Below are 11,368 nucleotides of genomic sequence, written 5' to 3'. Positions count from 1 at the left end.
TCGCTGCTATTTCATTTGTTTCTCGATACCGACGCAAAAAATCTCGTACAAACGATAAGCTAACTTTAAATCGTTTAGCTAAACCTCTCTGTGTATTTTCTTTATTTTGCCATGCATTTAATATCTTGTGCCGTAAATCAAGCGAATATGCTGACATATTTTGTTTAACTTTAGTGATGCTTTAGATTACTAGACTTGTGGCGTGTTTGATCGGAATTTGCTGTAAGTTCGCTATCTAGCTTGAAGAACCTGACTACGCTTAATCTCAATCACAACAAAATTGATGATATTAAACCTTTAGCTGGTCTAACCCAGTTAAGAGGACTGAGCTTGCATAACAATCAAATTGCTAATATCCAACCTTTGGCTAGTTTAAAAAAGCTAGAGCAGCTAATCGTCTCTCAAAATAAAATTAAGAGTCGAGTTTGTCCAGTTAGCCCTCAAAGGATCTGTGAATTTGAGGGCGATGAGGGCGCAAGACGAATTTTTTAAAATTTAGCTCGATTCAAAAACAAAAAAGAGGGTGAGCGCTATGCGCTCACCCTCTTTTTTAGAATTAACTATTTCGACTCAGTGAAATCAGCATCGATTACATCGTCATCGCTACTTGCAGCATCCTTAGTTCCGTCTTCAGGAGCAGCACCAGAAGGGGCTTCACCGCCTTGCTGATAGACAGAAGAACTAAGAGCATACAAAGCTTGCTTCAACTCTTCAGTTTGAGCTGCGATCGCTTCATGATCATCTTTGGCGATTACTTCACGCAAGCTCTTGACTAGACCTTCGATCTTCGTCTTGTCGGCTTCAGGAACCTTGTCTCCAAGATCCTTGATTTGTTTCTCAGCTTGGTAAGCTAGAGAGTCAGCTTGATTCTTCGCTTCGATGCGATCGCGCTTCTCTTTGTCAGTAGATGCGTTACGCTCAGCTTCGTTAACCATACGTTCCACTTCATCCTTAGGCAAGGTCGAAGCACCAGAGATTGAAAGGGTTTGAATCTTACCAGTACCCTTGTCCTTAGCAGTTACCGACAATAGCCCGTTAGCATCAATGTCAAATACAACTTCGATTTGAGGTACGCCACGAGGAGCAGGAGGAATTCCGTCTAGACGGAAGGTTCCCAAACTCTTGTTGTCGTTAGACATTTCACGTTCGCCTTGAAGAACATGAATCTCAACATTGCTTTGTCCATCAACCGCAGTCGAGAAGACTTCAGACTTCTTAGTAGGAACAGTGGTGTTACGTGGAATGATTTTGGTCATTACGCCACCCAAGGTTTCAACACCGAGTGATAGAGGAGTTACGTCAAGCAAGAGAATGTCTTTAACTTCACCAGCCAATACGCCAGCTTGAACAGCTGCGCCGATCGCAACGACTTCATCAGGGTTAACGCTTTGGTTAGGATCTTTGCCAAGAATCTTCTTAACAACTTCTTGTACCGCAGGAATACGGGTCGAACCACCAACAAGGACAACTTCATCGATTTTCGATTTGTCGATTTTGGCATCACGGACTGCTTGCTCGACAGGAATACGGCAGCGATCAATTAGATCAGAGCATAGTTCTTCAAACTTGGCGCGAGTCAGTGTGGTGTCAAGGTGCTTAGGTCCATCCTGAGTTGCAGTGATAAAGGGAAGATTGATTTCGGTTTGAGTAACGCTAGAAAGTTCAATCTTCGCTTTTTCAGCAGCTTCAGTCAAACGTTGCAATGCTTGCTTATCCTTGCGAAGATCAATGCCTTCTGCGGATTGGAACTGATTAGCAAGGAAGTCTACGATCTTCTTGTCAAAGTCGTCACCACCGAGGTGAGTGTCACCACTGGTGGACATTACTTCAAACACACCGTCGCCGACTTCAAGGATCGATACGTCAAACGTACCGCCACCAAGGTCAAATACGAGAATGGTTTCATTAGTCTTGCTATCTAGACCATAAGCCAGAGCTGCTGCGGTTGGCTCGTTGATGATGCGGAGAACTTCTACGCCTGCAATTTTGCCAGCATCTTTAGTGGCTTGACGTTGCGAATCATTGAAATAAGCAGGAACGGTGATAACCGCTTGTGTGACGGTTTCGCCTAAATATTTGCTAGCGTCGTCAACTAACTTACGCAATACTTGAGCAGAAATTTCTTCGGGTGCAAACTGTTTGCTAACTGCAGGTGCGTCGATCTTGACGTTTTCACCTACTTTCAAAACTTTGTAAGCAACTTGCTTGGATTCCCCACTAACTTCGTCATAACGTCTGCCGATAAAGCGCTTTACTGAGTAAAAGGTGTTGTCGGTGTTCATGACGGCTTGACGCTTAGCAATTTGTCCAACTAAGCGATCGCCATTTTTGGCATAAGCAACAACTGAGGGTGTGGTACGGAAGCCTTCGGCGTTTGCAATCACCGTTGGCTTGCCCCCTTCCATGACGGCGACGACTGAGTTTGTCGTACCTAAGTCGATTCCAACTACTTTAGCCATAAGGCTTCTAACTCCTGAGTTTTATTAATCTTTAGTCTCATACAAGATTAACCACTTTTCCCGATTAGCACATCAGGGGGACTCTACCTAATCTGGTAGGGTTTCCCGTACAATCAACAAATCCATACCCAAAAAGAAGTGGCTCTGCGTGATCACAACCATCTTTTTCAAGATTATTGTAGTTATCGCTTTTCAAGTGCGCGAGTTTTAGAGGTTTGATTCCCTTACCTTCGGGTTTAAATAGGCTGGGAAACACTATAAGCACATAATTAATAAACATTTAATCCCAAAATATTTATTTGGTCCAAATAATTTAAATTTATTGATACTCCTTTCCCAGCAAAAAAGGAGACATTATAAGGATACGTGGTGTGTGGCTTCGCCCCGCACCACGTATCCTTCACTGGCAAGGAAGTAGCTTAATTAATTTTGTTGTCAGGCTGATTAAATTCGTGGGATTGATGGAAAATTGCATTCATTCTTAATGCTCCTGCAAGTGTGCCTAAACCGTAAAGAGCTATACTCACAGAAATATTAAAGAATGAAGCTTCAATCCCGATCGCATAGCTAAGTGGAACCAACAAAAATGTTTTTTGGACAGAGCGAACTAGCCTTCGATCAAGACTTTTATCAATTAGGCGATTTTTTCGAGTTACATATTCCCAGTCTAAATATTGAATTACTCCAGTAACAAAGAGATTAATGCCATAAAAAGTAGTTGCTGATCGATGAGAAAGGTTTTCTCCTAACAATGACGCTGAGAAAGGAATTAATGAAATAGACATCAAAAATAGTAGGTTAAGCCAAATATGCGCACGATCAGATCGTGAAATATAGTGCGATACCATCTGATGCTCAAACCACAGTAGCCCCAAGATCATAAAACTAAGAAAGTAAGTAAAAAACTTAGGGATAAGTGCAATTAGCTCCTGAGTCAATTCGACATCTGACTCCACATGAAATGTCTTGATGTCTAGTACTAACAGAGTTAATGCGATTGCGAAAAAGGCATCGACTAAAGCATCAATACGGTGATTGCTGATATCAGCACTTCCATTGTCTGAAGGAATGGTATTGCTAGAGCCTCTGAATAGATTGATAAAATGGGATGAGGGAAAACGCATTTTCTATCACTAGGGGTTATACCAATTCTCAAAAGTGTATCCATACTTTCGAGAATTAAAAATTAAATTCAGTAAGGTTTTGGGAGCCTCAAAATGGCAACGTCATTTTGAGGATTGGGATTATTTTCTACCAAACCATTTAGCCGCGATCGCACCCAACGCAGCTCCCACGAGAGGATTACTAAGAAATTTTACAAGTGCTGGTTGAATTGCTAAAACTTCTTGAAAAATATCGGGATGAGAATGATAAGCAAAACCAGCCAATTTAGCAACATCATCGGAAGTCATACGGCTAGGATTATGGCTTGACAATCCTAACTGCTGTTCAAGAGCACGCTCACTCAGACCACGCTTTTTCAGATGTTTGAAGAATTCTCTAGCTACGTCATCTCGTTGGTTGGGTTGAATCTCTGCTACTGCTTTTTGTAATTCTGGCTCCATTTCTGCTGAAGTAATCCGATCTTTCTGAAAGAGATCTCCAAATAAATTACGACGTTCTTCTCGGGAAGATCTTTGGGCAAAATCATCAAAGTTTTGATAATTTTCTGACTCTTCAGGGAGAATTTCTTTGTTTCCCTCTGACAAATCTTTCATGACTTGGCTTTTATATTCATCACTAGTATTTGGCATAGTTATTATGTTGATAAAGGATTCAAAAGGACTAATACCTATTCTCAAAATGGCAACACCATTTTGAGAATCCAAAAACCTTACTGGGTTTTACACCAATTCTCGAAAGTGTAGCTATACTTTCGAGAATTGGTATTAAGACTTATTTTAAGTAGTGCCAGCTCTGTCCCAAGCATCCCGAACTGCATCTATAACCTTGATCCAAGCTAATCCTGTCCCAGATTTTTGGGTTAAGATCGCCTCATAGTCTAATTTAAGTTCAGCTTCAGCTTCATCAAAGCTTTTGCCAAGATAGCGATCGTAGCCTTCATGTCCTGTTTGATAAGCGGGTTGATAGTCTGCATAGGGAGTCTTTTTTTCAATGTAAGGACGAGTACCATGATTCTCTTGCCAATAAGCATCATAGGAATCATTAGGATTAATGGAAGTTGTGCTTTGATTATTCATAGTTGTCCCAAGTAAAATATCAATCAAAACCGAGAAATATGAGGCGCTTTGCGCCTCATATTTCTTACTCTTAACTTGCTTGCTGATAATCAATTTGATGCGACTGAGTATCATATCTAGCGGTTAAAATCAGCTTCTTATCAGGAGCATAGATTAAAATAGTTAGGTCTTGATTAGGGAAATTGTGTCGGAAACCTTGGACTAATGATTTAGTTAAAGCTTTTACTTCCGTTGGTAAAACTTTAGGTGAAATTACGACTCCTAGCTTATTGCGATCGCGCACATAAGCATCCTTAATCAAGCCTTTACCAGTCTTGATCACCCAATCACCAAAATTCTGACCTGCGGCAGAATTACCGCGTTCTAATTGACCATACTCCGAATTCTGATTCGTCATTACTGGATTAGAAGTTTTAGTTTGAGAAGCTCCACAAGCGCTTGTAAAGGTTAAAAGCACCATTAGAGCTAAGACTAATAATGTTTTCCGAACATAATGAAAAATGTTCATAGTTTTTCTTTGCATAGTTTAGAACTCACGCCTAAGGGTCTATAGGGGGAATTTATGACTTTTTTCTACCACTTAGCCGACTCCTTTCTCAGCAAAGTATTTATTCAAGAATGTACTCACAAAAGATAGAACAATCGGAGCCAAAATTAAGGCTAAGAGTCCGTTCATCGTAAATCCAGGAACGATAATCGAAGCCAACCAGAGTAATATTCCATTTACCACAAAAGAGAATAATCCTAAAGTAATAAAGGTGAATGGTAGAGATAGAAGTTTAACAATCGGCCCAATAAAGGCGTTGACAAACCCAATTACGATCGCAGCGATTAATGCCGCTGGGAAGTTCGCAATATCTACACCTGGTACAACCATATCGACTACTAGAAGTCCTAGAGCTGTTGCCACTATCGTTACAAAGTATCCAACCATATTTTTTTATCCTGAGTTATAGACAGAGTGTTATATCGCAATCATTCTTTTATTTATGTTTCTTGCTGTTTAGAGATTGCCCAGACAGCATGAATAATACCTGGAACCCAACCTAGTAGAGTTAGCCCAATATTGATTAATAAAGTAGAACTGAAGCCGTAGGTAAGGAAAACCCCAAGGGGTGGAAGGAGAATTCCGATAATAATTTGAATTAGTTTCATAGTTGTCTGCTCTCTGCAATGAAATGCAAATAATCTGATTGATCGATTCCAACACCTTGGGCTAAAAGTAGAACCAATATTTTTATTAAAAGTACTGCTTTTCGTCACTTTCAACAAAAATATTGTGGTTCTGCTGATTACAAGTTGCTGGTAATTGATTTAGTAGTGGTAATTCATGAATTACCACTACTAAATCAATGCTTAACGCCAATGCTCTTACTTTCCCAAAGGTCTTGTAAATGCTGTTTAACTTCTTTCTCTTTACGAGCAGCAGCTGAACCAAGCCCACCGATATTGGTCTCAATATCGGTAACTTTTTGTTGCAAAGGCGTGGTATCAACTACTTCTGCTTCAGTCTTTTGCTGGTTATACCAAGTTTTAGCATTTTCCCATTGTTGTCTAATCTCGTCATAGCGATCGCCATAACGAATGGCAAGTTTTTTATCTAAAGTGGCAAGTTGAGCTTTGAGCTTGAGATATTGTTCTTGCAGAATTCCCGACTCGTGATGTTCTTGGACAGTATCGACTGCTAGATTAATCGCTGCCGATTCGGCATCAATCAAATTAGTCGATTCGGAGGCTTTAATATCAATCAGAATTTCACTACTTTCGCGATCCAATTGTTCCTGCTGCCAGTCCAATTGAGATTGAATCTCTAACAATTTCGCTCGGCGTTGATTGAGTGCTTGTTGTCGATGATAAGTGCTTCCTTCGATGGCTCCTTCAATAGAAGCTGTAATTTTCTCCGCGTTGTCCTTTCCACCACCTCTCAAGTCAGCTATTACCGTAGAAATAGCTGACTTGACAATCAAACCAATCTCATCACTGCCTTCTTTTAGCTCAGCTACTGTCTGTCCGACAGCATCTTTGACAATTTTGCGAATGTGTTCAGCTCGAATCTGACCCTCTCCCTTTGCTTTGTTGAGATTGGTTGTAATCTTTTCTTTAACTGGATTAGGCATAGTTAATATTTCCCATTTTATATAAGAGTTTTGCCGTAGGGGCTATTCATGAATAGCCCCTACGGCTGGCAATTGCTTACCATAAACCTCTGACAGGTTCTGAAGGTTCGCTTGGCGTAGGAGTTGGTGTTTTAATAGGGGTTACATTTAAGATTGGAGAAACTAAAGCAAGTACTTCATCTTTGGTTGCGTAACCATCAAATGCATCAAGATTAAATGGGATTGGAGATTCTGTACGATTCTCGTTATAGATCACTTCACTAGGACTAGCATTAGTAGCAATCCAAGGTCGTACATCTGCTCCTAACAGCATTTGACGTAAAAATCTTATACCAGCTGCATGACGAGCTTCTACACTATGGATTGCCAAGGCTGCCGCTAAAATCGGTTTCCCTGCATCACCTGCTGCAAGCAAATTTTGAACCTGACCTTTATAAGCAGCCACACCTAGATCTTCCACATATTGACCTGCTAATAGAAAATCGGTAGGATTGGCAAAAGGGTCACGCCCTAAAATCGCCTTATAGTTAGGATTTGCTGGAATTTTAATTGCTTCAGGCTGACCGCCAATAGAACGTAATGCAGCTGAAAGGTCAGTTACATGTTTAGCTTCATCTTCACCATAAGAAGCGATCGCATCCTTCGCCATTTGAGGTGCAGAGACTAAACCTCCATTTATAGCTGCATCGGAAGCACGGCGGTAAAAGTCTGCTTCGAGCTTTTCTAAGGTGAGTGCATATTCTGCTACTTCTCTAGGGCTTAGCACTGCGCCCTGAGCATAAGCTGGCGCTGGTGGACTGAAGAACATGAATAAAAACAGTAAAGGAATAAGGACTAAGCTGAGCTTGATAGGGCGCATGGCTCCACAAGCTAGGTTCTTAAGGCTCATTCTAAAAGTGACGTAGTAAGATGTCATATCGTCTGCGACCTTCTGTATGAATATATTGCAACTGTATTTGGAAGTGAATAATTTGAGAGTTAACTCATGAGTAGCTCTTTAGTTAAGCAACTAGAGAACCACCAATAGGATTATTGAGTATATTTAGCGAACCAACAATGGCAACAATCTGTTTAGGAGTATATAGTTCGTCATAAGCTCGTCCTTTAAATGGATTGAGCGTAGAATTTAGATTGGCATCATTAACAAGGCGATCGCTGTCAGGTTCTGTGGTTGGTTTACCGAGTAAAGCGCGCACACCAGCCGCGTGTCTGGCTTCTACAGAAACGATTGAACCCGCCGCAAGTATGAAGGTAGGATTAGTGAGACTTAGACCCGCACCATTGTAAGCATGAACACCAACATCTTCTAGGGTAACGGCAGTATTCAAAATACTATCGCGACTAGACAGAAAGTTATTGAGGGTGGATTGGTTAAAACTTAAATCTTGAGTAGCAAATAGAACTTGGTCAGCTAAAACGCTGCGTAAAAATGTGACATGGGCAGCTTCTTGACCACCCAAATATCGCATATATTCCATTTCTTTGCTATTGGTAATTTTGCCAGAGCTGACAACAGCTGCATAAAAAGCAGCTTCTAGTTCTTCCAATAATAAGGCAAAGTTGAGAATACCGATGTCATTAGCATTAAATGTGAGAGTCTTGCCACGGCTGTTTGTTTGGGCATTAATTGCTCTAGGCATAACTGCGATCGTTAGAGCACCAAGCCCATAAATTCCCCATTTAATTAGGGAACGCCGTGATGTAGAAGGTAGTTTCCTACTGTTCATATATTAAGATCTCCTAAATAATGACACATACAATTAACGTACTTATACATATCGTTACAGATAGATGTTTGACATAATGTATATCCAGATGTTTAAGAATGATCGAACTGCTTGATTTGTATGAGAATGTCGTAAATCTTTATCAATAATCCAAAAATTAGAATTAAAATTGATACTGTCGAAGTACTAGTGCTAAAGATGTAAAGATAGACGACGCAAAGCGCTGCCTATCCTTACATCTTTGGATTAAGAATACTGTCGAAGCAACTAGATAAAAGCAATTGTAGGTCTGTTTTGATAATTGGAATTAATACCGAAGAAGCAGACAGAGATCTTAAAATATCAGTCCGTACTAGCCTCAGAGCGTCAACTATTGATGGTGGTTTATCAACAATTTTTAGTAATATTACTGGGGGTGTCTTACTGAGTAGCTTTTTGCTAGATTTGGGCGCGAGTCCATTTGAAATTGGGATGGTCGCTTCTCTGCCAATGCTAGCAAATCTCTTACAGCCGATGGGAGCATTATTATCTAATCGCTCTCATAGTCGTCATGACTATGGAATCTGGACATTTTTACCTTCTCGATTGCTTTGGCTAGTTCTACTTGTCTGTCTTGTCTTTAATGGGACAAATGCCGAGGGTTCTGAACAACTTGTATATTTGACCTTAACTTTGGTTGTTACTTCTAGCATTTTTGCGGCGCTGGGTAGCGCTTCTTGGATGAGTTGGTTGGCGGCTTTAGTTCCATCAAAACTGCGTGGGCGATATTACAGCATTCGTAATGTTGTCAGTAATATCGTGAGTTTACTTTGCTTACCGATCGCGAGTTTTGTTGTTTCCTATTGGCAAGGTGGTGCGATCGCAGGTTATGGAATTGTTTTAAGTGTTAGCATCCTTGCGGGTTTAGCGAGTTTAGCCTGTCAGCAATTTATGATAGATATTAATCCTCAAAAATATCAAACTGCCTGTCAAGTAGAAAACGAGCCTGAAAGTAATCAACCAAACTATGCAGCAGATCTATTCAATAATTTAATTAATAATTTAATCTCTCCATTTAAAGATCGCAATTTGATTGTTTTTCTAATCTATTTCGCATTCTGGGGATTTGCGGTTAATCTCAGTACACCATTTTTCAATCTTTATATGTTAGAAAATCTTGGTGTTGATATAACTTGGGTAACTCTATTTAACAGTCTAGGCAGTGGAGCAAATATGCTGATGCTATTAGTATGGGGTAGATTTAGCGATCGCGTTGGCAATCGACCTCTATTAATATTTGCTGGACTAGCGATCGCGATTACACCATTATTTTGGTTGTTCACAGGAATAGCTCAAATCCAATCACAGTTATGGATCTATCTACTAATATTTCACCTCTTTTTGGGTGGAGCTTGGGCAGCGATTGATTTAGGAAGTAATAATATCCAGATTGCGATCGCCCCAATTCAGCATCATGCAACGTTCTTTGCGATCGCCTCTGCGATCGCAGGTATAGGCAGCGCTCTAGGAACGACAGTAGGTGGAATCTTAGCGCAGAACGCGCATTACGATGGAATCTTTGGTGTATTTTTTCTCTCCGCAATTCTGCGTTTAGTAGCTATTATTCCTTTACTATTCGTTCACGAGAAATAATACGAGTCATCAAAAAGCCAAAAAATAATAACGGCGCAAAGCGCTGTTATTATTTTTTGGCTTTTTGATTTATTTATATTAAATAGCTCGAATATCCCATCCAGTCAACTCATCTACTGAAAAGATTTGCCCAATGTTAATAGCTTGGATTCCGCGTTCTCGAACATGATCAATCTGCTTATTTCCATGATCATTGACCTCAGTAATTCTAAAAACTACTTTCTCGCCTTTTTCGATCACTGTTCCCTTAGTTGAATACTGATTTATTAGATTGCTCGCCCCCCTATCAATAAGTTATAGACAACCCCAATAACTGCTAAAACCAAAAGTATATGGATTAAGCCGCCACCAATGTTAATTGAGAACCCTAAAACCCATAGAATAAGCAGTACACCAACGCCAGTCCAGATTAGATTCAACATAATTTTCTCTTTCTAGTTAAAGTAAATTGATAGAAATTTAATATCCTGTAGCTGAGATGGGTGGCGCTTTGCGTCACCCATCTCAGCTATAAATCATTGATTTTTTGAGCTAAATCAATATCTAGATTACTAATGCCATCTACATCATGGGTAGCTAAATCAATTACTACACGGTTATAGACATTAAACAATTCGGGGTGATGATCCATCTTGTCAGCAGCAAAAGCCACCTTAGTCATAAAGGCAAAAGCAGAAACAAAGCTATCAAACTTGAAAGCCCTATTTAGCTTGCCGTTAACTACTTTCCACTCAGGCAGCTTTGCGATCGCACTGTTAATCTCTTTATCTGTTAACTTCTGTTTGGGCATAAGAATAATTAGGATGGAATAGTTTTACCCTAATTCTCAAAATAACAATGCCATTTTAATAGATTAAACCCCTTACTAAACTTGGGTTCTAACTTCAGAAAATGTAATTGCATTTTCGGGAATTGGTATTGCGCTCAAGATATATGAGATTGTGCCCCCCGACTTTGGCAGGCACAATCTTAAACTGCAAGATGCGATGGCAAAGAACTACTAGTCAATAACTTTCTTGACTTCGTCTTTGACATCTTCAGCGGCATGACGAACTTTTGCTTCAGCTTGCTTTGCTTTGCCTTCCGTCTGATTTTTAGTGTCACCAGTCATATCTCCGACTGCTTCCTGCACTTTGCCTTCAACATTTTTAGCAGTTGCTTTAGCTCTATTTTCTAAACTCATTATGAACTCCATAAATTGGTTTTAGAACGCCAGAGTCAAATTGATAACT

General features: G+C 40.1%; 15 protein-coding genes and 1 pseudogene. 2 read left to right on the top strand and 14 right to left on the bottom strand.

Annotated elements, in window-relative coordinates; translation table 11 throughout:
* Positions 1-237 precede the first annotated feature (237 nt).
* A pseudogene (locus PseudUWO311_RS13345) lies at positions 238-492 on the top strand (leucine-rich repeat domain-containing protein); the annotation flags it as partial.
* 68 nt (positions 493-560) lie between these two features.
* On the opposite strand, the gene dnaK reads toward PseudUWO311_RS13345, so the two are convergent.
* The 10 genes from dnaK to PseudUWO311_RS13295 form a co-directional block, all read right to left on the bottom strand.
* Complete coding sequence (gene dnaK, locus PseudUWO311_RS13340) at positions 561-2,459, bottom strand: molecular chaperone DnaK (RefSeq protein WP_142655722.1); 1,899 nt, start codon at positions 2,457-2,459, stop codon at positions 561-563.
* A gap of 419 nt (positions 2,460-2,878) precedes the next feature.
* Complete coding sequence (locus tag PseudUWO311_RS13335) at positions 2,879-3,583, bottom strand: TMEM175 family protein (protein ID WP_142655721.1); 705 nt, start codon at positions 3,581-3,583, stop codon at positions 2,879-2,881.
* A gap of 120 nt (positions 3,584-3,703) precedes the next feature.
* The gene (locus PseudUWO311_RS13330) at positions 3,704-4,213 is read right to left on the bottom strand and encodes a hypothetical protein (RefSeq protein ID WP_142655720.1); all 510 of its coding nucleotides are present in this window, start codon (positions 4,211-4,213) and stop codon (positions 3,704-3,706) included.
* A gap of 147 nt (positions 4,214-4,360) precedes the next feature.
* The gene (locus tag PseudUWO311_RS13325) at positions 4,361-4,660 is read right to left on the bottom strand and encodes a hypothetical protein (RefSeq protein WP_142655719.1); all 300 of its coding nucleotides are present in this window, start codon (positions 4,658-4,660) and stop codon (positions 4,361-4,363) included.
* 70 nt (positions 4,661-4,730) lie between these two features.
* The gene (locus tag PseudUWO311_RS13320) at positions 4,731-5,168 is read right to left on the bottom strand and encodes a hypothetical protein (RefSeq protein ID WP_142655718.1); all 438 of its coding nucleotides are present in this window, start codon (positions 5,166-5,168) and stop codon (positions 4,731-4,733) included.
* 72 nt (positions 5,169-5,240) lie between these two features.
* Positions 5,241-5,594, bottom strand: a complete 354-nt coding sequence (locus PseudUWO311_RS13315) for a phage holin family protein (protein WP_142655717.1) — start codon at positions 5,592-5,594, stop codon at positions 5,241-5,243.
* 53 nt (positions 5,595-5,647) lie between these two features.
* Positions 5,648-5,815: a YqaE/Pmp3 family membrane protein gene (locus PseudUWO311_RS13310; protein WP_142655716.1), complete on the bottom strand. Its 168-nt coding sequence runs from the start codon at positions 5,813-5,815 to the stop codon at positions 5,648-5,650.
* Between the two features lie 194 nt (positions 5,816-6,009).
* A complete protein-coding gene (locus PseudUWO311_RS13305) occupies positions 6,010-6,777 on the bottom strand; it encodes a histidine kinase (protein ID WP_142655715.1) in 768 nt (255 codons plus the stop codon).
* 76 nt (positions 6,778-6,853) lie between these two features.
* Positions 6,854-7,693: a ferritin-like domain-containing protein gene (locus PseudUWO311_RS13300; protein WP_142655714.1), complete on the bottom strand. Its 840-nt coding sequence runs from the start codon at positions 7,691-7,693 to the stop codon at positions 6,854-6,856.
* 85 nt (positions 7,694-7,778) lie between these two features.
* Positions 7,779-8,504: a ferritin-like domain-containing protein gene (locus tag PseudUWO311_RS13295; RefSeq protein ID WP_142655713.1), complete on the bottom strand. Its 726-nt coding sequence runs from the start codon at positions 8,502-8,504 to the stop codon at positions 7,779-7,781.
* Positions 8,505-8,798: 294 nt separating this feature from the next.
* Here PseudUWO311_RS13295 and PseudUWO311_RS13290 point away from each other — a divergent pair, with 294 nt between their 5' ends.
* The gene (locus tag PseudUWO311_RS13290) at positions 8,799-10,136 is read left to right on the top strand and encodes an MFS transporter (protein WP_142655712.1); all 1,338 of its coding nucleotides are present in this window, start codon (positions 8,799-8,801) and stop codon (positions 10,134-10,136) included.
* 78 nt (positions 10,137-10,214) lie between these two features.
* Here PseudUWO311_RS13290 and PseudUWO311_RS24025 read toward each other — a convergent pair whose 3' ends face one another.
* From PseudUWO311_RS24025 to PseudUWO311_RS13275, 4 genes are all read right to left on the bottom strand, one after another.
* A complete protein-coding gene (locus PseudUWO311_RS24025; RefSeq protein ID WP_190303490.1) occupies positions 10,215-10,376 on the bottom strand; it encodes a hypothetical protein in 162 nt (53 codons plus the stop codon).
* A 26-nt stretch (positions 10,377-10,402) separates the two neighbouring features.
* Positions 10,403-10,558 (bottom strand): lmo0937 family membrane protein, encoded by a 156-nt coding sequence (locus PseudUWO311_RS24885; RefSeq protein WP_142655711.1) that lies wholly within the window; start codon positions 10,556-10,558, stop codon positions 10,403-10,405.
* 86 nt (positions 10,559-10,644) lie between these two features.
* Complete coding sequence (locus PseudUWO311_RS13280) at positions 10,645-10,926, bottom strand: 4a-hydroxytetrahydrobiopterin dehydratase (RefSeq protein ID WP_142655710.1); 282 nt, start codon at positions 10,924-10,926, stop codon at positions 10,645-10,647.
* A 210-nt stretch (positions 10,927-11,136) separates the two neighbouring features.
* Entirely contained in the window at positions 11,137-11,319 is a 183-nt protein-coding gene (locus PseudUWO311_RS13275; protein WP_142655709.1) for a CsbD family protein, read from the bottom strand.
* Positions 11,320-11,368 lie beyond the last annotated feature (49 nt).

Origin of the sequence: Pseudanabaena sp. UWO311 (genome assembly GCF_006937785.1) — a bacterium.
Taxonomy (GTDB): domain Bacteria; phylum Cyanobacteriota; class Cyanobacteriia; order Pseudanabaenales; family Pseudanabaenaceae; genus Pseudanabaena.
The sequence above is the reverse complement of the archived record's forward strand: the minus strand, read 5'-3'. Positions and strand labels throughout refer to the sequence as shown.

Coding starts and splice junctions, on each gene's coding strand:
- PseudUWO311_RS13280 (WP_142655710.1), bottom strand. CDS start 10,926: ATGCCCAAACAGAAGTTAACAGATAAAGAGATTAACAGTGCGATCGCA.
- PseudUWO311_RS13300 (WP_142655714.1), bottom strand. CDS start 7,693: ATGACATCTTACTACGTCACTTTTAGAATGAGCCTTAAGAACCTAGCT.
- dnaK (WP_142655722.1), bottom strand. CDS start 2,459: ATGGCTAAAGTAGTTGGAATCGACTTAGGTACGACAAACTCAGTCGTC.
- PseudUWO311_RS13330 (WP_142655720.1), bottom strand. CDS start 4,213: ATGCCAAATACTAGTGATGAATATAAAAGCCAAGTCATGAAAGATTTG.
- PseudUWO311_RS13305 (WP_142655715.1), bottom strand. CDS start 6,777: ATGCCTAATCCAGTTAAAGAAAAGATTACAACCAATCTCAACAAAGCA.
- PseudUWO311_RS13295 (WP_142655713.1), bottom strand. CDS start 8,504: ATGAACAGTAGGAAACTACCTTCTACATCACGGCGTTCCCTAATTAAA.
- PseudUWO311_RS13335 (WP_142655721.1), bottom strand. CDS start 3,583: ATGCGTTTTCCCTCATCCCATTTTATCAATCTATTCAGAGGCTCTAGC.
- PseudUWO311_RS13275 (WP_142655709.1), bottom strand. CDS start 11,319: ATGAGTTTAGAAAATAGAGCTAAAGCAACTGCTAAAAATGTTGAAGGC.
- PseudUWO311_RS13325 (WP_142655719.1), bottom strand. CDS start 4,660: ATGAATAATCAAAGCACAACTTCCATTAATCCTAATGATTCCTATGAT.
- PseudUWO311_RS13310 (WP_142655716.1), bottom strand. CDS start 5,815: ATGAAACTAATTCAAATTATTATCGGAATTCTCCTTCCACCCCTTGGG.
- PseudUWO311_RS24885 (WP_142655711.1), bottom strand. CDS start 10,558: ATGTTGAATCTAATCTGGACTGGCGTTGGTGTACTGCTTATTCTATGG.
- PseudUWO311_RS13315 (WP_142655717.1), bottom strand. CDS start 5,594: ATGGTTGGATACTTTGTAACGATAGTGGCAACAGCTCTAGGACTTCTA.
- PseudUWO311_RS13320 (WP_142655718.1), bottom strand. CDS start 5,168: ATGAACATTTTTCATTATGTTCGGAAAACATTATTAGTCTTAGCTCTA.